At 42.1% G+C, this 24,424-nt stretch carries 18 protein-coding genes and 1 pseudogene; 9 read left to right on the forward strand and 10 right to left on the reverse strand.

What is annotated here, in order from left to right; all coding sequences use genetic code 11:
* Positions 1–1,563 precede the first annotated feature (1,563 nt).
* Complete coding sequence (locus V7K50_RS04270; protein ID WP_334957590.1) at positions 1,564–3,993, reverse strand: GH116 family glycosyl hydrolase; 2,430 nt, start codon at positions 3,991–3,993, stop codon at positions 1,564–1,566.
* Between the two features lie 160 nt (positions 3,994–4,153).
* Here V7K50_RS04270 and V7K50_RS04275 point away from each other — a divergent pair, with 160 nt between their 5' ends.
* The 3 genes from V7K50_RS04275 (at position 4,154) to V7K50_RS04285 (ending at position 5,379) form a co-directional block, all read left to right on the forward strand.
* On the forward strand, positions 4,154–4,444 hold the full coding sequence (locus tag V7K50_RS04275) for a type II toxin-antitoxin system Phd/YefM family antitoxin (protein ID WP_334957592.1): 291 nt from the start codon (positions 4,154–4,156) through the stop codon (positions 4,442–4,444).
* Positions 4,428–4,763 carry a type II toxin-antitoxin system RelE/ParE family toxin gene (locus V7K50_RS04280; protein ID WP_334957594.1) on the forward strand — a complete coding sequence of 112 codons (336 nt, stop codon included), beginning with the start codon at positions 4,428–4,430 and terminating at the stop codon, positions 4,761–4,763. The genes V7K50_RS04275 and V7K50_RS04280 overlap by 17 nt, the downstream gene beginning before the upstream one ends.
* A 142-nt stretch (positions 4,764–4,905) precedes the next feature.
* Positions 4,906–5,379, forward strand: coding sequence for a hypothetical protein (locus V7K50_RS04285; protein WP_334957596.1), 474 nt, complete (start codon positions 4,906–4,908; stop codon positions 5,377–5,379).
* Between the two features lie 23 nt (positions 5,380–5,402).
* On the opposite strand, the gene V7K50_RS04290 is transcribed toward V7K50_RS04285, so the two are convergent.
* Complete coding sequence (locus V7K50_RS04290) at positions 5,403–5,699, reverse strand: hypothetical protein (RefSeq protein WP_334957598.1); 297 nt, start codon at positions 5,697–5,699, stop codon at positions 5,403–5,405.
* A 237-nt stretch (positions 5,700–5,936) separates the two neighbouring features.
* Here V7K50_RS04290 and V7K50_RS04295 point away from each other — a divergent pair, with 237 nt between their 5' ends.
* The gene (locus V7K50_RS04295; RefSeq protein ID WP_334957600.1) at positions 5,937–6,533 is read left to right on the forward strand and encodes a transposase; all 597 of its coding nucleotides are present in this window, start codon (positions 5,937–5,939) and stop codon (positions 6,531–6,533) included.
* A gap of 108 nt (positions 6,534–6,641) precedes the next feature.
* Here the strand turns inward: V7K50_RS04295 and V7K50_RS04300 are convergent, their stop codons facing one another.
* Positions 6,642–6,977 (reverse strand): CU044_2847 family protein, encoded by a 336-nt coding sequence (locus tag V7K50_RS04300; RefSeq protein ID WP_334778324.1) that lies wholly within the window; start codon positions 6,975–6,977, stop codon positions 6,642–6,644.
* Between the two features lie 72 nt (positions 6,978–7,049).
* On the opposite strand from V7K50_RS04300, the gene V7K50_RS04305 reads away from it, so the two are divergent.
* The 3 genes and pseudogenes from V7K50_RS04305 to V7K50_RS04315 all read left to right on the forward strand — a co-directional run bounded on the left by V7K50_RS04305 (position 7,050) and on the right by V7K50_RS04315 (position 11,060).
* Complete coding sequence (locus tag V7K50_RS04305) at positions 7,050–9,911, forward strand: nSTAND1 domain-containing NTPase (protein WP_334957602.1); 2,862 nt, start codon at positions 7,050–7,052, stop codon at positions 9,909–9,911.
* A gap of 39 nt (positions 9,912–9,950) precedes the next feature.
* A pseudogene (locus tag V7K50_RS04310) lies at positions 9,951–10,136 on the forward strand (hypothetical protein); the annotation flags it as partial.
* Between the two features lie 594 nt (positions 10,137–10,730).
* The gene (locus V7K50_RS04315) at positions 10,731–11,060 is read left to right on the forward strand and encodes a hypothetical protein (protein ID WP_334957604.1); all 330 of its coding nucleotides are present in this window, start codon (positions 10,731–10,733) and stop codon (positions 11,058–11,060) included.
* Between the two features lie 844 nt (positions 11,061–11,904).
* Here V7K50_RS04315 and V7K50_RS04325 read toward each other — a convergent pair.
* The 3 genes from V7K50_RS04325 to V7K50_RS04335 all read right to left on the reverse strand — a co-directional run bounded on the left by V7K50_RS04325 (position 11,905) and on the right by V7K50_RS04335 (position 15,726).
* Positions 11,905–14,493: a chloride channel protein gene (locus V7K50_RS04325; protein WP_334957645.1), complete on the reverse strand. Its 2,589-nt coding sequence runs from the start codon at positions 14,491–14,493 to the stop codon at positions 11,905–11,907.
* Positions 14,494–14,609: 116 nt separating this feature from the next.
* On the reverse strand, positions 14,610–14,798 hold the full coding sequence (locus V7K50_RS04330; protein WP_334957606.1) for a hypothetical protein: 189 nt from the start codon (positions 14,796–14,798) through the stop codon (positions 14,610–14,612).
* Positions 14,799–14,973: 175 nt separating this feature from the next.
* The gene (locus tag V7K50_RS04335) at positions 14,974–15,726 is read right to left on the reverse strand and encodes an Npun_F0296 family exosortase-dependent surface protein (RefSeq protein ID WP_334957608.1); all 753 of its coding nucleotides are present in this window, start codon (positions 15,724–15,726) and stop codon (positions 14,974–14,976) included.
* A 917-nt stretch (positions 15,727–16,643) separates the two neighbouring features.
* Here V7K50_RS04335 and V7K50_RS04340 point away from each other — a divergent pair.
* Both V7K50_RS04340 and V7K50_RS04345 read left to right on the forward strand, forming a co-directional pair.
* A complete protein-coding gene (locus V7K50_RS04340; RefSeq protein WP_334957610.1) occupies positions 16,644–19,670 on the forward strand; it encodes a UPF0182 family protein in 3,027 nt (1,008 codons plus the stop codon).
* Between the two features lie 43 nt (positions 19,671–19,713).
* Positions 19,714–19,896, forward strand: coding sequence for a hypothetical protein (locus V7K50_RS04345; protein WP_334957612.1), 183 nt, complete (start codon positions 19,714–19,716; stop codon positions 19,894–19,896).
* Positions 19,897–20,074: 178 nt separating this feature from the next.
* Here V7K50_RS04345 and V7K50_RS04350 read toward each other — a convergent pair whose 3' ends face one another.
* The 4 genes from V7K50_RS04350 to V7K50_RS04370 all read right to left on the reverse strand — a co-directional run bounded on the left by V7K50_RS04350 (position 20,075) and on the right by V7K50_RS04370 (position 24,413).
* Positions 20,075–20,542, reverse strand: coding sequence for a hypothetical protein (locus V7K50_RS04350; RefSeq protein WP_334957614.1), 468 nt, complete (start codon positions 20,540–20,542; stop codon positions 20,075–20,077).
* Positions 20,543–20,626: 84 nt separating this feature from the next.
* A complete protein-coding gene (locus V7K50_RS04355; protein WP_334957616.1) occupies positions 20,627–20,929 on the reverse strand; it encodes a hypothetical protein in 303 nt (100 codons plus the stop codon).
* A gap of 460 nt (positions 20,930–21,389) precedes the next feature.
* A complete protein-coding gene (locus tag V7K50_RS04360) occupies positions 21,390–22,424 on the reverse strand; it encodes an LCCL domain-containing protein (protein ID WP_334957618.1) in 1,035 nt (344 codons plus the stop codon).
* A 585-nt stretch (positions 22,425–23,009) separates the two neighbouring features.
* Entirely contained in the window at positions 23,010–24,413 is a 1,404-nt protein-coding gene (locus V7K50_RS04370; RefSeq protein WP_334957621.1) for a glycoside hydrolase 100 family protein, read from the reverse strand.
* Positions 24,414–24,424: the final 11 nt, after the last annotated feature.

Genomic DNA, 24,424 nt, shown 5'->3' on the forward strand with positions numbered 1-24,424 from the left:
TTATACTATTTTTTGTCTTTAATGTCATCTACTAAATTAGTAGATTTATAAGTGAAATTTACTGAAGCATTCCTATACTTACGTGCGGATTGTGCAACTTTTAGTTTTGTCCCCTCTTTACTAATTTATGAGGGGTCTTACCCCTCACCCGGCATCAATTTAAAACCTTTATTATTGTCTAGTCACTAGAAAATATTACCATTAACTATAATGTAAAACAACTTCTAAAAATAATAAAAAATAGAGAGCGAAAACGTTCACAGCCATAGTGTTGAACCTACTTTTTAGGTAAGTTAAATTAGATAATTATATTTATTAGCCTTGTATTTCTTGATTTGCCAGAAATACAGCTTCAGCGTATCTAAATTAAATCGCCGTCAACTGAGCGTGAATATTTCATGATTATCAGTCAGTAATCATAGATAGCCCAGTTATGAAATAAAATTACTGGTTAGCGGTGCTATTAATACAGCAATCCTAAATCATTCCTAGAAAATTAGATACCCGACTTCTCGAAGAAGTCGGGTATCTGGACATCGCACATTTTCACAACTCATTTAGGATTCCTATATATATAGTTTTAATGATCATCAACTAAGTAAAGTAAAACAACCATGAATGGATGCTTTGACTAAAAAATATCTGGCAGAGTACGGCACTAAACCCAATCAAATAGTAATTCTATAGCAGATATATAAAGTTGAAATTAAAAATGCAGTGTTAGCAAGTTTTCCGTAGGGTCTAAAAGTAGGTGATAAGCTGTGCAGCTAGTTTTAAACTCTGGACGCGAAAGCCACACTTTGCATAAGTCTGGATCAGAAATCAATACTGCGATATGCGATCGCCTTTAACTCTCCAAACAACTAGATAATGGATTACTTGCCAATAAGCTATCGATGGGTTATAATATGAGTCCAGCTTACTAAGACTGCCCTCACTGATAGCGCTTCATAATCCCGAAGTTTGGGCTGCTCCTGCTAAAACCTGGAAAGATGCACCTGTATCTGAAGTTAGGCAAATTGTAGAGGTTTAAGCATAAGCCCCAGTATTGGTTAATCATTGCCAAAGACGGAGCGCTGCAATCTGATGACCTTTGCTGTTGAATAAAGGAATAACCACGTCATAACCTAGCTTTTGATTGTGAACGTAATGTGGGAAATATTAGCAATATTTATAGCTAAAGCTAGTAATATTTGCATTTTTTGAAACAGTAGTCTTGAATTCTCAATCCTTCAACTCTTACCATTACTGAAATTTTCCTTCGCTTCCGGAAACAGTCGGAAAATAAAATCACAAATCTAGCCTCTGCTTTCTCAGATTAAGACGGGCTAAGTTTGGCAACGCCCATACTAGACGTTAAATATCACTGTTTGGTAAGGGTAGCTGTCATTGGTGTCAAATTAAGATAAAACCCCTTTAAAACCTCGTTTCCAGCCTCTGGCTGGAAATGAGATCATCTCTAAAAGCTTGTTCTAGGCTGACTTTCACCCTAAGTTGACACCAATGGGTAGCTGTATACCCCTACGTGTGTTGGATAAAAATGAGAACCGCTTTGATAGCCAATCAATTAATAACTAAGTAAATTCCCCAAATCGCCATTGGCCGTAGGTAAGTGCTAGCGCGAAAAGTACCAGTTGCGGTGATGGCTTCAGGTGTGCGAAATTGCAGACCATTGTCATAAATTTGCTGCACCACAGCTTGCGTTAACCTCAAGGCTTCATCCTTCATTCCCATCTGCACGAGAAAAGCCGCTAACCCAAAGTTTATCCCTGTCCAAACTTCTAGGGGATGAGTCGCTTTGGGGTTTTCTGGTGAACCGTCAGGACGAACACCATTAGCAGCACCAAACTTACTATTGCAGAATTTCAAAAAGCAGGCATCATAAACAGTTTTCAGGGCAGAAAGGGCGCGATCGCTCGGTACAATATCTGGTAAGTCCAGCAGACGAGCATAAAATTGTCCGCACAGTTGATCTGCCATTACCACATCGGAACCACTTTCACTATCAAGTTTGTAATATTGCCCATTCCAGAGTTTTTCTTGGTAAATAGGCAGAGATTGTTGTAACCAAGTTTCATAGATAAATTTTTGCGCCGCCAACTCTGCTGTGTTACCTGTGTGGTAAGTTAATAAGATATCGCTGATGGCGATCGCAGCCTCCAACGCCGCCATCCATAACCCACCACAATAGGCGCTTACACCCTGTAACCGCCAATCATCAAAGGTTTGATCGGGCGCACCAGAATTTTCAGGAATCCCATCGCCATCAAGGTCAAAGGTTTTCAGGTAGTCGAGGGTTTGAACGATCGCAGGCCAGCAATCTGCTAAGAATTCTACATCGTCAGCACCCGTGAGCAGAAAATCTCGGTATACTTGCAAGACAAAATCACTACCTAAATCTTTCCACAAATTGCAGTCTTGATAGCTGGTGTAGTTGGTTTTCTCCCAAACGTGTTCATTGGGTGCGCCTAAATCGTGCGGTGTTGCACCTACAACTTTGCGAACGGCAACCGGGCTTTCTGCCTTAATTGTCATATAATAGCCAATGATTCGGGGAGTATCATCACCTTGAGGAATCGCCCGTGCAAATGCCCGAATCACTGATTTTTCTAATTCTGGAAATAGCATCAGCAGGGCAAAAGAGCCATACAACCGCACATCTAGACTTTCATACCAACGGTAATCTAGGCATTCCAACACCGCAAACTGACCGATGGGATAAAGTTCTGATGCTGCACTCCAGAGAGTACCGCCACTGGTGAGATCATAAAGCTCATTAAATAGAGCCATTTTAAACCAGTTGGGTAAATCTTCGCGATCGAGAATCGGTTTTTGCCAAGTTTGAATTTGCGATCGCCAACTTTGGTATTCTTCTAAAGCAGTAGATGCGATCGCCCAAGCATTGTTACCACTTTTATCAAAAAAATCTGTATATCTGCGGTAATAGTTAACTCCGGTAGCAAATTCTGTGATGGGTAAATCCCAAGCGAGGACAAAGGGGATTTCGAGAGTTTCCCCTGGTTGGAGAGTGAAACGGATTGCGATGCCTGCGGCCGGCGTAGCCATCGCAGCCCCTAATTGTTCACCTTCTGCTACTGGATTTGCATCTATATAATTAGGTAAAGAACCATCTTTAGCAAAGCTTTGCCACACCTCATCACCCGTTCCTTCAGGATTCCATCGACTGTGGTGAAATACTTCCACTTGAGGATGCTTCAGCGTGGCAATACACCAAGTTCCGTCACCTTCTTGCAAAGGTTCATCACTACTAACTCGACCGAAAACACAGCCAAACTGTTGTGTATTTTCAACTATCTGGTTATAGTTTCCTTGACTTTCGCCCCAGCGCGGTTGGTATTCATAAACCGGACTACCATCATCGCGCACCCGCACTTCGGGAGATTTGAGAGCGTTTGTAAACCAGCCCACCATATTTTGCCAAGTCAGCATAATGCCCAGCGTAATCGGTGCATCTGTGGGGTTGTGAGCATTCCAGAGGAATATTGCCACAGGGTAGCTAGTTTCTTGATAATTCCCTGCCCAGACTGGGGAAAACTGCTCACAAGTCAACTGTGCTTGAAAGACATTTTCATATACAAACCAGCTACGTGGGTATAGCGCGTGATAAGTCCCTGTTCCCTCTGTACTGGGAGTTGTTGGATACCATTGCCAAGCTTTGAGAGTGCCATCATCGGGTGGTTGGGTAGACAAAGCGTAGGCTTGGGAAGATGTGCTATTGGATTCAAACACACTGAATTGACAAGCGGGAACGTTTTTGAAGGTATGTTCACCGCCATCGATGTGCCACAGGTTAAAGTCTCCCCGTGAAGAACGACCGATGCAACCTGCACCAAAGCCACCCAAAGGCATGCCATGCCAAGGACCATCATCGATATTACTTGGGTAGCGGACAGTATAAGGTTTGTCCCAGCCTAAGCCGATGGGACGGCTCCAACTGCAAGAGGGAATTTTCGGAGAGAGTTGATTTGTCATCGCTTAATGTTACATTGTGCAGTTACGTCAATGAAGACTAGCGCGATGTGTGATTTTTCTCAAGTAAAACGCGGTACTGGCGTAACAATTAACTTTGTACTGGACGGAAGCTATTGAGATAGCATTAAATTGAGTGCAATTGTAATGCATGATCAACCCTATGCTAAATATTAGTCGAGACATCCATTCACTCTCTAGCTTTAAACGCAATACGTTGGAATTCCTACAGCAGATGAAGCAGACAGGAAAACCCGTAGTGCTGACAGTTAATGGCAAAGCCGAACTTGTGGTTCAGGATGCAGAGTCTTACCAAAAACTGCTGGATGCATTGGAAAGATTGGAAGCAATCGCCGGAATTAAGCAGGGACTTGAAGATGTAGAGGCTGGTAGAACCAATACTCTTAGGGAGTTTGAGCAAGAAATGCAGCAAAAGTATGGCATTTCAAGTTAGGGTGACTCAGACTGCAAAAGCTGAAATAGATACTGCTTACTCTTGGTTGAGAGAGCGTAACCCAATTTATGCAGATAAATGGTTTCGGGAGTTGATGGATACTATTGCGACTCTGCAAGAAAAGCCTCTACGTTGCGCTCTAGCTACAGAAAATGATGCACTTATTGAAGAAATCCGTCAACTTATTTACGGTAAGTCAAGAAATAAGTACCGAATTTTGTTTGCTATTCGGGAAGATACTGTTTTTGTGCTTCATGTACGTCATAGCTCGCAAGCTCCACTGATAGGCGAGGAAGTTGACGAGGAAGAAGAATTTTGATTGTTAAAAGTGTGGCGTAAAGAAGCGGCTTGTCGTAGACATCGCTCATCCTTTGAACTGGGAATTTTTATTTGTGTCATTGAAATTCAAATTGTATATGTGGGCACTCTAAAGTTAATCAACATACTGGAGACTAATTTCTATGTCCACAGCCCCAATTAGTGCAACACTAGCGCAATCAGAGAGAGATGCTGTGTTGCAAGCGATCGCTACAATAAAAGAAAAACTACCATTTTTGATTGATTTAAGTAACGAGGAGCGGAAAGCTTTACCCAAGATGGGAGATAAAAGCCGCGCCTTTGTAAGCAAAGCATTAGAGGTGGCGACACAGAACCCAGAGTTTTTACCGCGATCGTTTGACCTCGATGAGATGCGGAAAGACGTAAAATTATTTGAAGCTTTGTATCCAGTATTGCTGTCTTTGACACAATTACAAGAGTTGGTGGATGATACTTCGCTAGCTGTGGGTAGTGAAGCTTATGCAGCCGCGTTGCAGGTGTATAACTATGCCAAAGCTAGTGGACAAGGCGCTGGTTTAGATACAGTAGTTGAAGAAATGGGGCAAAGGTTCGCCCGTAAATCTCGGAAAGTCAAGCCTCAAGCAGCAGCGTTGTAGAAAATAGCTCGGCGATCGCACTTCTAAGGTGCAATGTTGAGGTTCAGAACTCGGATGTTGGAGTAAATTGCTCGACGTTCCGAGTTCTGAACTCGGAATTTCGAGATCAGAACTCGGAACTTCATGCTTACAACAGCAACATCCGAGATCCAAAGGTGAATGATGGTGAATAAAAGGCGATCGCTCGTCCTTTGAACAGCAACATCCGAGATCCAAAGGTAAATGATGGTGAATAAAAGGCGAATTTTTTCCTTAATATTCTCTCTTGATAAACCTAAAAAATCAAGCCACCACAAATATCTGACGTAGGGGCACGGCATTGCCGTGCCCTCATAGAAATGTTCACCACCGCCAAGAATTTATTTGTAATTTATTATAGAGGAATTAGCATTATTTAAATGTAATAGGTGCTGGATGGAAAAATATTATTTATCGTTGAGATGCGAAATTTCTTGGAGGGCAAGGCATTGCCTTGCCCCTACGTTATTTTTATGGGGTGAACGTAAAAATCAACATTAAAATAAATAAAAAATTATCATAAATAAATATAGGAAATTATGCCTTATAATCCACAAAAACATCATCGGCATTCTATCCGCTTAAAAGGACACGATTACACCCAACATGGTGCATATTTCATCACCATCTGCACTAGAGGACGGCAATGTTTATTTGTTAATGTGGTTAATGGCAAAATGCAATTAAATTTTTTAGGTAATATTGCCTTAAATTGCTGGCAAACAATACCCGCTCATTTTTCTCACATTGAATTAGATACCTTTGTGATTATGCCTAACCATATACACGGCATCTTAATCATCACCGACAACCCTGTAGGGGCAAGGCATTGCCTTGCCCTTAATCAACATCCCGAACGCAACACAGAAAAATTCGGTAAACCTGTACGCGGTTCTATATCTAGAGTTATTGGTAGTTATAAAAGCGTTGTCAGCAAACGCATTAATATAATTTGGCAGACTAAAGGACAATCAATCTGGCAACGCAATTTTTATGAACACATTGGCAGAGAAGAAAAATCTATAGATAACATCCGAGAATATATTGTCAATAATCCCCAGCGTTGGGCAGACGATCCAGAAAACACAACATCTAATTCTGACGCTCTAAATTACATTTTCGATATCCCTTTTTAATCAAAAATCATGTGCTTGGTTATAAATATCAATTCGCACTGAGACGCAACACATTGTAGGGGCACGGCATTGCCGTGCCCTCATAATCAATATGTAGAATGCGTCAAATTATGGTTTTTTCTGCGCCAAGTTATACTTAACCTCAATCTCAAAGTTACTCTCAGCCGAACCCTCAGTTAAAAAGGGAATGCCGGTTTTACCACCCAGCTTGATGCCAAATTTAACTGTTATCTCCTCAGCGTCAGGTAAATTCTTAAATGCCCCAACTGCTAACTTGGCATAATCACGAATTTTGTTTTGAAATTCTCTGATATTAACCGTAGGTAAACCATCACGGTATCCCGGTTCCTCTTCTTCTGGAACGTCTGCGGCTGTGTTTGATTCCACATAGATTTCGTACTCTTGATCATCTTCTTTGACAATCAGGCGTTGCACTTGTGACATTAGTAGCCTCAGTTAATGTTTGAGTTGTTACTCTTGTAATATTACGTAAAAACAGATACCTGATTAGACGCTATGCCTCGATATGCCCTGGTGATTGGCATTGCTAAGTATGATAATTTTACAAACCTACCAAAAGCTGTCAACGATGCAGAAAAAATAGCAGAGCTGCTGCGTGAACATGGTAGGTTTGATGTTCAGCCGTTACCAGGTAAGCTAATCGAGAGTGAAAATCGCTGGCAAGTGACACCGGATAAAAAGTTAACTGGTAAAGAACTCGGTCAAACACTGAGAACATTTCTGTTGGAGAAAGCGAAAGGTAGCGAGGCACTGATTTATTTTGCCGGACATGGCTTTGAAGCACTCAGCCTCACAGGTGAACCGGAAGGGTTTTTGGCAACTTCGGATTGTCATAAAGTTGATGGACAGAATGCGATCGCCTTTGATGATCTCAACACTTTAATTGCTAAATCTCAACTCAGCAGCTTAGTAGTATTGCTGGATTGCTGCTATGCGGGGTCTTTTCTAGAGAAGAGTTTTATCAAATCTGGTTTCTCCGTTTTCAACAGCAAACAAGACTACAGCTTAATTACAGCCTCTCGTGCCTTTGAAAGGGCGCGTGAAGATACCGAAGGTGGAATTTTCACCAAAGCAATTCTTAAAGGACTTGCTGAGGATAAAGCTGATGAAGCTACCGGAGAAATTAATGTCAATGACTTGATCAGCTTCATTTCACGAGAACTCAAACAGAGTGGACAAGAACCTATTTACATGGGCGGTGGTAGGTCAATTCCTTTGGTTTGGTATCCACCCAAGAATTTAGTAGTTATTACAAAAGTACTTGACGAATGTCCCTATCGGGGCTTAGAAGCTTTTGACAAGCAACACGCAAAATTCTTTTTTGGTCGTAAAAAAGTAGTTAACGATATTCAACAGAAACTCGACTTGGCTAATTTTGTCCCGATCATTGGCGCATCGGGGAGTGGCAAATCTTCAGTAGTGCGGGCGGGTTTGATTCCACAATTAGATGATAGTGAGTGGCAAGTCTTAGAACCAATTAAACCAGGATTTGAACCTTTAATTAAGTTACGTGGAGCTTTTCAACAATTTTTTCCAGGGGCTAGAAAAGAGAAGCAACTGAAGGATTTAATTGACAATGAGCAGAATGGGTTATCTGCAATTCTCGAAAATCTCCCTAGTTCAGTAAAACTTTTATTGGTAGTGGATCAGTTTGAGGAAGTATTTACTGGCGGTGCTAGTCAGCAAGAAAAGCAGAGATTTATTGACTTACTGACTCAGGTAGTAGAGATTACCGATTCGCGGTTAGCAGTTGTGATTACCATGCGAGCGGATTTTCTCGAACTCTGTTTGCAATATCCCTCCCTGACTCAGTTAATTCAAACCCAGGCTGTTTATATGCCACCTTTAACCGGAGTTGATTTAAAGGACACGATCGCCGAACCAGCCAAACTTCAAGGTCATACTGTTGAAGAACGGCTAATACTGAAGATTTTTGAAGATGTGAAACAAGAACCAGGGTTTTTGCCTCTGTTGGAGTTTGCTTTAACTAAACTCTGGGAGAAACGCGACCAAGAAAAACATCAACTTACCCTAGAACAATATGAAAAATTAGAGGGATTAGCTGGGGCGTTGAATCTCCATGCCCAAAAGGTTTATAACTACCAAGATTTTGAAGAGGAATCGCCTACTCAACAACGCACTCAGCAGGAGGAAGAATGGATTAGGCTGATTTTTTTACGCTTATTGCGGACTGGAGAAGCAGAAAAAGACACCAGACAGCGCCAAGCAAAAGCGACAATATTAAATATTGCAGGTAATGACCCCAATCAACAGCAACAACTGAGTGAATTAATAGATGGGGAAGCGGGATTAGTTAAAGGACGCTTGTTGGTTACAGGGAAAGATGAAAAGGGAGAAGCTTGGATTGATTTAGCCCATGAAGCTTTAATGGAAGCTTGGGAGCAGTTTGCTGAATGGCGGAAGGAAAACCGACCATTGCGACGACTGATTAACTTAGTTGAAGATGCTTTTCAGGAATGGATAAAAAATCCGCAAGATGAAAATTTAATGATGGGGCGATTACTGTATCAAGTGCGGAAACAATGGCAAGAACTAAAACTAAATATATCTCCCACTGTGGTAATTTTCTGCCAAGAAAGCATCGACGCAGAGCGAACCCATAATCAGATGCTACGTTCTGAGGCAGAAAAAGCCAGTCGTATGAAAGATCAGTTCTTAGGTGTTCTCTCCCATGAGTTAAAAACTCCAATCAATGCCATCCTGGGCTGGTCAAAATTGCTACAATCTCGCAATTTTAGCGAAACTCAGACAACAAAAGCCCTGGAAACTATTGAACGCAATGCTAAACTTCAAGCGCAACTAATAGAAGACCTGATGGATATATCAAGAATCACAAGAGGACAGATGCTTCTCAATGTCGGTACTTGCGATCTGGTATCTATTATTGAGGCTGCAATAGATACTGTACGCCTAGCTGCTGAGGCAAAGAACATTCAAATCCAGGTTATGCTTGACCCAAATCCGGATGCAGTGTTGGGCGATTCAGCACGTTTGCAGCAGGTAATTTGGAATTTACTATCTAATGCTATTAAATTTACTTCCCAGGGTGGGCGTGTTCAAATTAGCTTACAGAATATTGATTCCCATGTTGCAATTACCGTGAAGGACACAGGTATGGGTATCAGACCTGATTTTCTACCCTACATCTTCGAGCAATTTCGTCCAGAATACAGTTCCAATCCAAGGAGGTATGGTGGCCTGGGATTGGGGTTAGCAATCGTGCGCCAATTGGTACAATTGCACGGTGGTAGTGTTTCTGGTGAAAGTCTAGGAGAAGGACAGGGGGCGACATTTATTGTTAATCTGCCGATTAAAGCAGTTAATGTAGGTGAGTAAAGGGGTGATGTCTATGCAGTTGCCTTTAGCCAGTATGGGCAGAAAATTGTCAGTGGCGGTGGTGACACCACGGTGCGGTTGTGGCGCGGTGGTTGGCGTGCATGGTTGCAAGTCTGTTGCAACAGGTTGCGTTACCATCCCATCTTCACCAATCCGCAAACTGAGGAAGCAAAAGCCGCCTGCGAAGTCTGCCGTAAATATGTTTGGAGTAAAGAACATGGGTAGGGGCACGGCAATGCCGTGCCCTTACAATGGTCTGTACTTATTATCTCCACCATTTAGGCTCAGAACTCCAGTTTTCACCTTCAGAACTCGGAACTCCGACCTTTGAACTCAAAACTTCGACCTCCGAACTCGGAACTTCAACCTCCGCACTCGAAACTTCGAGCTCTGAACTCGAAACTTCGACCTCTGAACTCGGAATTTAGACCTTTGAACTCGGAACTTCGACCTCTGAACTGCAACAACCGAGATCCAAAGGTAAATGCTGGTAATTCAAAGGCGAATATTTTCCTTATTATTCCATCTTTACAAACCTGCAAACTAAAGCTACCACAAATATCTTGCGTAGGGGCACAACAATGTTGTGCCCTGATAGAACTGTTCACCCCAGCCAAGAATTTATTTGTAATTTCCCGTAAAGGAATTAGTATTATTCAAATTTAATATGCATCGTGCAAAACAATATTGTTTATCGTTGAGATGCCAAATGGGTTCGAGGGCACGGCATTGCCGTGCCCCTACGTTGTGTATATGGGTGCAAATAAAAATCATCGATTAAAATAAACACATATTGCTAATAACTAAATATAAAAATTCATGGCTTATGATCCACAAATACATCATCGCCATTCTATTCGCTTGAAAGGGTACGATTACACCCAACCTGGCGCATATTTCATCACCATTTGCACCAAAGCGCGGCAATGTTTATTTGGTAATGTGGTTAAGAGCGAAATGCAGTTAAATTGTTTGGGTCATATTGCCTTCAACTACTGGCAAACAATACCCGATCATTTTCCCCATATTGAATTAGATACCTTTGTAGTCATGCCTAACCATCTACATGGCATCCTAATCATGACTGACAAACACGCTGGGGAACAACAATTTTGTGCCTTCAATCAACATCTTGATTGCAACAGATAAAAATTCGTTAAACCTGTACATGGTTCAATTTCTACAGTTATTCGTAGCTATAAAGGTGTTGTCACCAAACGCATTAATATAATTTGGCAGACCAAAGGACAATCAATCTGGCAACGCAATTTTTATGAACACATTGGAAGAGAGCAAAAATCTATAGATAATATCCGAGAATATATTTTAAATAATCCTCAGCGTTGGGCAGATGATCCAGAAAACCCGCAACATACAGCGCTTCCCGCTATTATGCAATACAGTTTTCTCCTTGCCCCTCTTTTAGCATAGCTTTCAGCTTTGAGGATGTACCTCATAGCTGCCGTAAGTGCTGTAATTTTGACGATGGAGATTTCTTGTTTGACATCCCTTTTTGATTTCAAACCCTGTGTTATGTCATAAATATCAATTCGCGTTGGGATGCAACACATGATAAGGGCACGGCATTGCCGTGCCCCTACAATGACTCAGATGTTCTAAATTGGAACTACGTTGTAAGCACTCAATGATGGCACAAATCACATTTAAGGTTGAAGCATTTTGGGATTCAGACGCAGAAGTTTGGGTATAGCGGTTCTCGTTTACGTGAGGTACACCCGTAGGGGCACGGCACTGCCGTGCCCTTACACCTTGCTGCTCATCCTCAACAAAATTGTCCCTCCATCATGAAATCTGGTGCAGTCCAATCACGGTTCGTCGGTTTGTTGTAGACGGAACCATCAAGTCACGCCATACCGGCAAAGGAGTTTAGCCAACTCCTACTAGTTCAGTAATAAATGGTATCTCGGTTTAATTGTGGGAATAGCGATCGCTTTTTTCCAACTATCGAAAGCGAAACCAGACCCTTGGGTAATTAAGTTTTGATCATGATAACTGTACAATTACTTTTTCGAGAAATATTCTCGGCAATATTTCCTTGAATCACTTGTTGCAGGAGACTTTCACGGCTAGCTCCCAGCACAATCACATCACTATTATCAAGTTCTGCACACTTAAGAATAGCCTCAGAAACAGAATTGGCACGAACTGGAGTAGCGATCACTTTACCACTAACTCGGCGTTGGAGAAAGTGGACAGATTTATCTAGCAATGTTGTGTCAGTAATGGAGTTATTCGGCTGGAAAACCTGACATAGCTTGATTTGGGGTGATGTACTTAAAGAAGCCAGAGCAGGTAATAACTGAATTGCTTGGCTGGAGTTAGGGCCGCCTGCCATTGGCAACAACCAACGATCAAAAGCTCTTTTATCATCTAATTTAGCCAAGATAACATCACAACCTGCCTGTCGAATTACGGTATCCACCACTCGGCTGAAAACTCTACCAGGAGTTAAGGTAGTGCCTTTCCAACCCATCAGTACCAAGTCAATATGCCGCTCTTTCACAGTCTCCAAAATTGTCCCAGCAACATTATGGGCAACTCGGATCTGGGTGTGAACTGGAATCCGCGAATTCTCTCCTAACACTATTGCCCGTTGCAAAAGTTGCAGACTTTTGCTGATTTGCACTGGTGTTTCCGATGGGATGCGGCTAGAGGGAATAATAATCACTTGTAGGCATTCTATTTCGTAATTGCGATCTTTGGCGATCGCAAATGCCATTTTGAGTAAAGTCTCGGCTGTCTCTGGATGTGAAAGTGGTATGAGTAACCGTCCTTTGCCTGTAGCCGGAGCGCGAGTTTGGTAAATCACATAAGAAGGTTCTGATTTCGGTTCCACCTGTTGGGTATTGCCACTCAGTCTCTCTGCTTCTACGCGGATAATATCACTGCGGGTAATAATTCCGATTAACTTGCGACCTTCTGTAACAGGTAAGCAGCTCAGGTTATAACGATTGAGGATGTGCAGTACATAAGCCAGTGTAGCCGTAATACCTACTGTTACTGGCTCTGGCGTCATAATCTCACTGATACTCGTATCTCCACCTAACTGTTGCGAAGCAATATTAACTAAATCTTTCTGAGTCACAATGCCAACAACTTTACCATTTTCTAAAACTGGGAAGTTGCGATGGTGAGAGTCAGAAAATGCCTGTACAGCTTCATCAGTACTCATTTGACTGGAGAGAGTTTCGACACGTCGTTGCATGACATCTGCCGCACTCAGTTGTGCTAGAATGCCTTCTGTACTTGGCTCTTTGGTGATGTGAATCCCTTTCCACTCTAGTAAAAGGTCGTAGAGCGATCGATGGTCAATTTTTTCCGCTACTAAATACGCAACCACAGACGCAATCATTAGCGGTAGCACCAGATTAAAATCTGTTGTCATCTCAAACACAATGATCACTGCTGTAATTGGGACCTTAGAGACGGCGCTAAAAAAGGCAGCCATGCCCACATGAGCATAAGTTGTTGCAGCACTCATTCCCAGCAAGCTATGTTCGGTAGCGCCTACTAAGTAGCCAAGGGCAGCTCCTAAGCCCAGAGTGGGAACTAGTAAACCTCCTGGCGCTCCAGAGCCGTAGGTTAAAATAATTAGGGCAAACTGAACCAAAAAAGCGATCGCTGCAAATGACCAGTCAGCACTGCCTACAAGTAAAATGTCTCTCAGCCCAGCATGATCGCGAAAGGCAACAGGTAATAAAGCGATCGCCAAACCACTGATTAACCCAACAATTCCAATTCGCCAGGGTAAACTCAAGCTTACCAAACGACGGTTAAATGCCAGACTCGCAAGCACACTTTTATTGAACAGAATGCCTAGAAGTCCTGCCAGCAGTCCCAAAATTAAGTAGAAAGGGATTTCTTGAGCAAAGAAAGTTGTATGTGAAAATGCTAAAGTCTGGTTTAGATCCAGGCTGTGACTACCATAGAGCCGGGAGATCACTGAAGCGATGAAGGAAGCCAAAATCGCAGTGCCAAGGGTGATACCTGACACATCTTGCAGTAATTCTTCAACTACAAAAAGGACACCGGCAATAGGTGCATTAAAAGCCGCAGCTAACCCAGCCCCGGCTCCGGCGGCGATCAGTTGGCGACGATGCTCTGGTGAAGTCGGTACCCAGTTACTAAGTTGATTTGCCAAAGCTGCACCAATTTGGACAGTTGGTCCTTCCCGTCCCAAAGGCATTCCCGAACCCAGCACTAGCGTAGCGCTGATCAACTTGACCAAAGCAATCCGCAGATTTAAGGGCATCGGCACGCGAGCCAATACCGCTTTCACTTCCGACATCCCACTACCTGATGCTTCTGGTGCAAAGCGTTCTACTAGCCAACCAGCTAAGATTCCTCCTACTAACCCAATACCTGGTAGCACCAAGTATGCAGGCCAAAGGTAAGAAACACGCACTCGCCATGCACCAGCCCAATCCACCGCCTGTCCTAACAGAACTGCCGCTAGCCCAGAAACTAGACCAATCAGGCAAGCTTCCACGAAAGCCAAGCGTCTGGGTCGAAGCATCTGACGGGAAAGCCTCAACCACAGAATTTTACCCCTGGCTAACATATTTTTAGCAATCACTTGTCATCAATGAAGGTATATAAATGTCTGAAATGTCTTACCGTTCACCCTATCCATAGCGTTTCACAAAAAGATGAAATCAGCATAAAATTTTCCTATGCCTAAAGATAGATATATACAGTATGTATCGATCGCTGACAAGCTTTTTCGGGTAACCGGCTTAGTCTTGCAGAGTCAGCATGAGTGTAAAGGTACTGCCAGCTGACTTTGTACTTGAATACTACCTTGATTCTGGCGATCGCACTTGCAAGTCCTAATCCTAATTCATACTCACCAGCTTGTTTGGTCATCTTAATCAGTGTGCTTTTACCCATTAATTGACCAAAATATCAACCGTAACCTGAGCAAAAGTTAACGTAAATACAAAGCGAAGGATTTTAGAGATCCTTCGCTACATACTATATCTAAGAATATAAGAACTGTTTTAGACAAAGTTTGATTAAATCACCTAAACTAAACTTTTGTTTAGGCAGATTTCTTGGCGTTTTGCAATTTTTTATTCTGACGTTTGTACATAAATAACCCAGCTAAAGCTAGCATACCAAAAGTAAGACTTGGTTCAGGCACAGTTTCAACACGAAATGTATGGTTGTCACTTTCAAAGCCGCCACCATCTGTCTGAGAAATTACAATTTTATTAAAGGTATCATTCGTACCCTCTGAGAAAAACTGAAAGAAGCCATTCTTTTGCTCACCATGTTGGAAAGCTTCAACAGTAGCCATTGAGTTTAATACATTATATGTTAACTCTTTGACTAAAGTGGTTCCGTTGAAAAATTGCAAAGTATTGCCTACGCTGAGAGCGCCTGCGTCAAAACCGAAATAAGTAAAAGTATTATTGCCCTGAGCTTGAATAGTGACATTACTATTAGAGAAAACTGCTAAGTAATCACTTTTATTGATTTCTGCGCTAGCTCCAGAAGGTGCCCAAACATCTGAGTAAATACCAGTTTGACCAGAATAAGCTGTTGTGGAATAGCTACCTTGAGAAAAAGAATATTTTACTAGTTGATTGCCTGGTGTTCCCCCATTATTAAAGTCAAAGGTTGTATAACCATTGATATTAACATTATCAGAAAAAACACCTTCATTTACATCTGTAGCTTGGCGGTAAGATCCAGGCTCGTATGTAAATGAGAAAGCATCTGCTGAAGCACCATAACTAACAGAAGCAATTGTAGAGAGAGCAGCGATTAAGGCAATTTTCTTGAAAAACATAATTCTTGTAGTAGTTGCAGTTTTTTCTTCCTTCTTCAGTAAGTATGTGATTCATTTACTACTAAATGACATGGTAAAATCACTAGATTTATGCTTAATGCTCAAAAAAGTAGGTTGAGTAGCTTTTTAAAAAGGTTTCAGGTTAAACAAGTCACTTATACTGACAGAAAAATGAAGATAATGTCTATGCTTTACAACCAATTATGAAATTTTCGTGAGAAGAGATACTTTACATAAAGAAACTGTATTTTTATTCTTGCTTTCTTTAAGGAAAGATGAAGATTACGGATATTAAGTAGGTAGGCGAGAAAATTTATCAGTATGTCATTGTGTTCGCCCCTGGTGTTCCCGTCGGTGTAGCGTCTCCAAGAGTTGGGTACATGAAGCGAAGTGAATCAATGGCAAGGGTTTTGAGCAACAAAATAACTTTGTAAAAAAAAGCTCGCTTCTTAGGTAAGGGACTGACAAATAAAAAAATACTCAAAAAACTGGCGAAAAAACTCTCTCCTCCTTATTCCTCTGTGTTGCACCAGTTGCTTCTCCCAGGGGGAGACGCTGCGCGTAGCAAGATCCCCAAAGGGGTACAAGTCTGGTCAGCACTGGCTTCTCTGTGTCTGGAGTGGTAGCCTGCGGCAAGCCGCTTTGCGTCTACGTTTATTTGGGTAATTTATTTCTTGTCAGTCCCTAAATGAAATTATCAAATGAGGTAGGGATAAGTATATTGACTGAGGAAAGTCTAGGTTTAGGCTGCCCTCTGTCTGAAAATGGAGGAAAATTTCATTGAGTCTGCCAACCCACAGCGTTGCTGAATTCAGCTATTGTGGAAAGTAGTAATAAAGTAATAATTTTTGGAAAAGTATCAAATACTTTCCTTAATGCAGTAAGGTTTGCTTTGCAGATAGTTTGGCTGCCACGGAATGTATTGGAAATGGGGCTTTAGACTATTAATCGGATTATTGGGGCTGTGGCTACTGTTGGATCTGGGTTCCCGCCTGGGAGCAGAGATTTTTTGGTTCCAGGAAGTCGGCTACCTCAAAGTATTTTTGTTGAGGATAGTGACTCGTGGGGTTTTGTGGGTGGTGGTAGCTGGGATAACTTCTGTCTATCTACTGCTAAATCTGGCTCTAGCACAACGGTTAAAATATCCGCAGTCTTTGAAGATTGACAACGCACAACAAAGCAGTGAATTAACAAATTTTCTCAGTGCTAATTATCCAAGAGGCAACGAAACCCTTATATTTGCGCCGCAAGGCTTTCAATCATTAAAATTGCGGTGGTTATTACCCCTAACTCTAGTACTGAGTTTGTTGATCGGGTTAATGCTGGCTCACTATGGTCAAATTGCTCTTTATTACTGGCATTCTCCAGTTAATAAGGGTATTCTACCCATTCCCGGCCTCTTCCGACCGGAGACAATCTGGCAACTTTTGAGGCAAATTGTCTCTCAAGTCTGGTATCTCGGTTTAATTGGGGGAGGAGCGATCGCAATTTTAATCTATCCCCAATTTTTATTAACTGCGATCGCAATTCTCTTCAGTCCCATTTTTGCCTTCATCCTCTTCCAACATTGGCCAAAGGTGCTGCAATATTTCCACCCTACCCTTTTCAACAGCACTGAGCCTTTATTTGGTCGAGATATCAGCTTTTACGTATTTTCACTACCATTTTGTGAACTCCTAGAATTCTGGCTGATGGGATTATGTTTATATGGCTTCGTCGCCGTTATTCTCACTTATCTCCTGTCAGGGAATAGTTTGAGTCAGGGAATTTTTCCCGGTTTTTCGCCTCAGCAGCAGCGTCATTTATACGGTATGGGTGGCTTGTTGATGCTGGTGGTGGCTCTGAGTTATTGGCTGAGTCGCTATGAACTGGTGTATTCTAGCCGGGGAGTAAGTTATGGTGCCAGTTATACGGATGTGACAGTTCAGTTGCCAGCTTATACCATCTTGTGCATCCTGGCAGTTGCGATCGCCTTTTACCTACTTTGGCGAACGCTTTTCTGGAAACCCAAATCTCAGTATCATCCCTTGGTATTTTACGGGTTGGCGGTTTATCTAGTAATGGTTGTAGCTGCTAACGTTGTTCTACCTGTTGTGGTGCAATATTTAATTGTCCAACCTAATGAGTTGCAACGAGAGCAACCCTACATTCAGCGTACTATCGCCTTGACTCGCCAAGCATTCGATTTAGAAGCGATCGATGCCAGAACTTTCAACCCGCAAGGAACGTTGACTGAAGCTGATATTCAAAAGAATGACTTGACAATTCGGAATATTCGCCTTTGGGATCAGCAACCACTATTACAAACCAACCGTCAACTGCAACAAATTCGCCCGTATTATCGGTTCCCCGACGCCGATATTGATCGATATACTCTAGTAAAAGATGTCACTTCCCGCAGACCATCTGCCACCCAAAAGCCACCAGAATCAGTTGAACCAACAGAACGGCGACAGGTATTGATTGCGGCACGAGAATTAGACTACAGTGCAGTACCACAGGAAGCTCAAACATGGATTAACCGGCGTTTAATTTATACCCACGGTTTTGGGTTTACTGTTAGCCCAGTTAATACCGTTGGCCCGGGTGGACTACCAGAATATTTTGTCAAAGATATTAGCGGTGATACTAGCGCCCTCACAACTTTTAGCGAAGCCATTCGGCAAAGTATTCCTATTGGACAACCCCGAATTTATTACGGTGAAATTACGAATAATTATGTCATGACTGGCACAAGAGTTAGAGAGCTAGACTACCCAAGTGGTAGTGACAATGTTTACAACTCTTACGATGGTCTGGGTGGCGTTGAAATCGGTTCAACATGGCGGCGCTGGCTATTTGCGCTGTATTTGAAAGATTGGCAGATGTTGCTGACGCGGGACTTTTTGCCAGATACAAAGGTGCTACTCCGGCGAAATGTCAAGGAAAGAATTCAAGCAATCGCACCTTTCCTCAAGTTTGACAGCGATCCCTATTTAGTAGCTGCTGCTGCTAATCAAGATTTCCCCAGTAATCCCAGTTATCTGTACTGGATTGTTGATGCCTACACAACGAGCGATCGCTATCCCTACTCTGACACTGGTAGCGATGGTATTAACTACATTCGCAATTCTATCAAAGTAGTGATTGATGCCTATCACGGCACTGTTAAATTTTATATTGCCGATCAGAGCGATCCGATCATTGCCACTTGGTCAGCGATATTTCCCCAAATGTTCAAAGCGCTCAGTACAATGCCAGTGAATCTCCGCAGTCATACTCGGTATCCAGTAGACTTTTTCAAAATTCAATCGGAGCGGTTGATGACCTACCACATGACCGATCCCCAAGTATTTTATAATCGGGAAGACCAGTGGCAAATCCCCAACGAAATCTATGGCAGTGAAGCCCGTCCGGTAGAGCCGTATTATTTAATTACTAGTCTACCCACGGTATCCTTTGTTGGCGATCGCGATCGCGTCTCTGAAAGAGAAGCCTCTCGGAGAGAAGAATTTATCCTACTTTTGCCCTACACTCCCAAACAACGGACTAATTTAATCGCTTGGTTAGCGGCGCGATCAGATGGGAATAACTATGGTAGGCTGTTTCTATATGTCTTTCCTAAAGAACGCCTGGTTTACGGCCCAGAGCAAATCGAGGCGCGAATTAACCAAGACCCAGTAATTTCCCAGCAGATTTCCCTGTGGAATCGCCAAGGGTCGAGAGCCATTCAAGGCAATCTACTAGTAATTCCTATTGAGCAATCGCTACTGTATGTCGAGCCAATCTATCTAGAAGCTACACAGAATAGCCTACCGACTTTAGTCAGGGTAGTGGTAGCTTACGAAAACCGGATTGTCATGGCACAAACCTTAGAACAAGCATTACAGGGAATCTTTAAACCGGAGGTTACACCAGCCCCTGCGATTATCCGTCCCTTTGAAGAACCAGCCCCGCCAGGTTAAGCGATTTTCATAGTTCAACATATTTAGTACACACTAAAAGTTAATGGACATGGTACAAAGTAACCAACTAGAGATTTGCCACATTAGCCCAAAGGTGAGGCAGTTGATTCAAATGTACGCTGATGTTAATAACTGTACGCAATCTGAGATGTTGGAGCGCATTGTTTTGGAGTGGAATGCCCAACAAAGCGAGAGTGAACGACCACCAGGAGACGAAGATGAATAGCTTTCTGCTATAATCCTTATTCGGCTTCTAGCGAGATACTTTCATTACGGATTACGAATTAAGCTAAACCACATCTAGTTTGCATATTGAAAATTAATATAACTCTTGTGGGGTGGGCAACATGAGCGCCCTAATTATGCAAGGTTATTTGTGGAACAGCTTATTTTAATTTGGCTCTCTAGTTCAAGAAAAATTTTCCAGCGATTGGGTCTTGTTTGAGGGATTGAATAAAATCTCTCAAAGTCATCATGTTGCCTGTTAAGGTGAATTTAGGAGTGCCATTTTGAGCAACGATTCTCACTTCACCGTCTTGGATCTGGATCTTACTTTTAATGCTATCCCATAGATTATCGAAGCTCTGATCATCATTGCAACCATTGGCTTCAAGGAATCTTTGGCGCACTTCTGTTTTTAGTGCTAATGCTTCTGCTGCTTGAGTCCGCGCCTCAAAGTGCTTAATTACATCTTCATAAGCACTTTCCCTTAAAGTTTTATTTTCAGCCTGAACTTGCTCTAACTGAGTTTTTATGGCTTGCAGTTGGGAAGCTAAAGCTGTTGATTTATGGTATTCAAGTTTTAAGGCTTGCTTGGCATTGGCTAACAAAGTTTTATAATCTGGCTGATCTGGATTTTTTTCGGATTCCATTTTTATCTCTTGATCAACAGATTTTTGCTGAGAAACTCTCGTCAGTTAGATGACAAAAATGGCGAGAGTTTAGTAAATTATTAGTTATTTCACCAGTAATGGTGATTCAGAGGTAGGATTTTCCTGTATACTAGTCAAACAGGAACTAATGTGGGAACGGATAGCTCGTTCATAAACTCCAGTCTGTTGATTGCGTACCCCTACAGCCTGATATATTAAACTAATTTCTGGGAATTCAGACCAATACATCAAAAAAATGTCTTTAGCTGGAGTAATAATTTCATAATTATTCTCTTGTCTTTTCTTTCTGAGTTTACAATTATTTAGTTGTAATTTTTGTCTGAATAGTTTTTCAAATTCTGGAATTAAATCTGAAGTAGTTTTCATGGGTTATACACGTTAAAACGTGTTAATGATGCAAAGACTATCTTGTGATATTACTAAGTATTACACTTCAGATACCTCTTACAATATAGTGTATCAGTTATTGGCTATTTGAGAAGGGGATTTAGAGGAAGAGTAACTTGTTGGCGTAGCCTCTGGTAGAAAAGAGGTTGTGCGATCGCAGCGATCGTAGTATTCCGGGAATTATGAATTTGGAATTACGCCTTGCAATACTTAGCTGTTGCCTATTTAATTTGTATATTGGAAGCGGGCAAGATGCCCACACTACAATAATTTTGCGTTTTCGTGTTATGAAATTTAGCTGCACATCAGCTTAGTTGGTATTAGTGCTAGCGTAAATTCTCTGGCATCTGTTCAGGAACTACTCAACAACTTGATTTTTATGTTCCAAGGCAAAGCCGTTGTCTGCCACAGTAATTTTCCAGTGAATTACTGATAGTCATCATCTAATAAAAATAAAACTTCCTCCCCAACTACCGTAGTTTAAGCTGCTCACTCCATTACGAGTCGTTCCATTGTAAGCCCCTGCTCCCGGACGAATTCTAATTGTCACTTGTCCGCCATTTCTAGTTGTGATTAGTCCAGCATGTACAGCGGCATTGCAAATTGAGGAATCGTCCGTATAAACGTCAGTGCCCCATACTTTGTAAATAGAACCATTCGGCGGACAAATGAATGCGAAATCTTGGTTTACCTGTCCACGTAGGCTTGAGGCTGTGTCATACCATTGCAGTGGTCGTGTTGAACCAAGGAAAATAAAACTTCCTCCCCAACTACCGTAGTTTAAGCTGCTCACTCCATTACGAGTCGTTCCATTGTAAGACCCTGCTCCCGGACGAATTCTAATTGTCACTTGTCCGCCATTTCTAGTTGTGATTAGTCCAGCATGTACAGCGGCATTGCAAATTGCGGAATCGTCCGTATAAACGTTAGTGCCCCATACATTGGAAATATAACCATTTGGCGGGCAAATGAATGCAAAATCTTGGTTTATCTGTCCACGTAGATTTGAGGCTGTGCTATTCCATTGCAGTGATCCTGGTGATCGTGTTGAACCAAGGAAAATAAAACTTCCTCCCCAACTACCGTAGTTTAAGGTGCTCACTCCATTACGAGTCGTTCCATTGTAAGCCCCTGCTCCCGGACGAATTCTAATTGTCACTTGTCCGCCATTTCTAGTTGTGATTACTCCGGCATGTACAGCGGCATTGCAAATTGAGGAATCGTCGGTATAAACGTCAGTGCCCCATACTCTGTAAGTATAACCATTCGGTGGACAAATGAATGCGAAATCTTGGTTTACCTGTCCACGTAGACTTGAGGCATTATCGCTCCAAGTTATTTGTGGTACTGCGGCCAATTGTGTTGTTCTGTGATCCCACAGCTTTGGAGTCTTTGCAGCTTTGGCTAGCGCAGAATCGACTAATGCTGTTAACGATATTACAAGGGAAACGAAAATCGGTAATCTCACGTCCACACTCCTTTCCTTCAAATCACACAATACCCTTCTGCTTCCAGAGAGAGAATACCACGTTCTTTGACCTGACTTTTAGCGTTATCTTTTTACCGAAGAGCGATCGCTTACTATACCCCTATTCCAAAGTCCTATTCTCTGGTGATTCATTGTCATTAAGTTTAACTTGCTAATAATCAATTAGGGTATGAAGGTACATTTGTACGCCCATGATTAATTAATAATACAAATCTATTTTTATCGTTTCTCCCTAATGCTTTAGTATCTGCTACTTGCAAAAATTAGAATATCTATTACTTCGCCTACTATCAAACCCAATACTGCTAGGACTGTTAAAATCCAAAATGAATCTAGCTTGTTAAAGCCAGAAAAGCGCATTTTAAAATCAGCTAAAAGCGTAGTTGGTAAGGGTATGATAAAGAGACTGAATAATAATGACCAAGTTGGTATAAGGGAATTGAAACGCCGTGCTGTACTAGAAGAGGCTGTGCGATCGCTGCAATCTGTTGATCAGGATTTTACCTAGCACAAATCTGCTATTTATTAACTTATAAACATCCTCTTAGAGCCTGGCACGGCATTCAGTACCTACAGGCTACAACCTGGCCCTTCAAGACCCTCAGCAAAGCTGATTAATTCCAAGTACTCTGGATTTTCCACAAACTTTTTAGCAACCAGCAAGCCGGCAATACTCCAAGTTTGATGAGTTCTGGATTCTTTGCCAATTAAACGACCATTTTTGCCATCGTAGTATTCAGGAAATTGATCCTTAAATAAACGCCTTTCGGCAATAGCGATCGCTGCTTGAGCAAGTTCCATTCTACCTGTTTTCAGTGCCGCAGCAGTAAATAACCACAGTAAAACCGGCCAGTTACCGCCGTTGTGATAAGACCAAGCGGTGTTCTTAGAGTCGCATCCTGTAACAATTCTCCACTCTAAACCTTCCAAAGCTGGAAAGCAGATTTTAACGGGCATATAGCCGATCAAGTCTTGCCAACGTTGGGCAAATAAATTCATGATGCTTTCAGATTCTGTGTCGCTAGCTAAGGAAGCTAAGATTGCCATCAGATTTCCCAGAGCAAAAAAGCGAAAATCCATCCGTCCCGGCCCCAGATTTCCTGCTAAATATCCTCCAGTTTCCGGCAACCACTCCGTTAACCAAGTGGGGATTGATTCTGAGTGGATGTTGAATTTATTAACAATTTCTTTACCAAATTCGTTACCCTTGTAACGATAGATTTCCCCCAATCGCTTCAGGTCTAGCCAATAATAATTGCGGATATGATATTTCAAAGATCCCAATCGTCTATTGACTTTACTTAGATAACTATCGCCATCCCCATCTGCTAAAAGCAATTCACTAGCAGCTCTGAGGGATGCGTAGAATAAGGCTTGAATTTCTAGAGGATGTTCGTAAACTCCCATACGACGGTCAATCATAAAGGCGCCATCGGGAACTAACATGGTTGGGTACATGGAAAACCGATGTACCAAGCAAAGATCCAAAATTAGTTTAATTCCTGCTTGAAAATTTGGCTGACGCGCTAGGGACAAATCGCCTGTAGCTTTTTCATAGGCGCGTAGCAAGAGAATCCACCACATACAGGAATCAATTGGAGGAACACGAGCGATCGCTTGCTCACCAAAATCAGCGATTAAAAATTCCTCATTGCCATTAAATACTACTTTGAAACTGGCAGGCATTAACCCCGCTCCCGCTTCAAAGCAGTCCATCTGCTTTTCATGACTTTGTAATTTCAGTGTTTCTATTAAAAAGTTGCGGACAATCTCTGCTTTGCCGTACATGAGAAACACCAAGGCAGAAGGCACAAAATCCCGGAGAAAGCACTGGTCATAATTGAGTGCATCTAACTCTGGATCGTGGGCGGCTACAGTCCCAATGGGTTTACCCTGATAATAGATTATGGACTTTTCCAACAGTTTCCAGGCTTCTGCTTCCATCTGGCTGTTGTTATTGATTGTGCTAGTCATAGCCGTCTAAT

This window comes from Nostoc sp. (assembly GCF_036917135.1).
In the GTDB taxonomy this organism is placed as follows: Bacteria; Cyanobacteriota; Cyanobacteriia; order Cyanobacteriales; family Nostocaceae; genus Nostoc.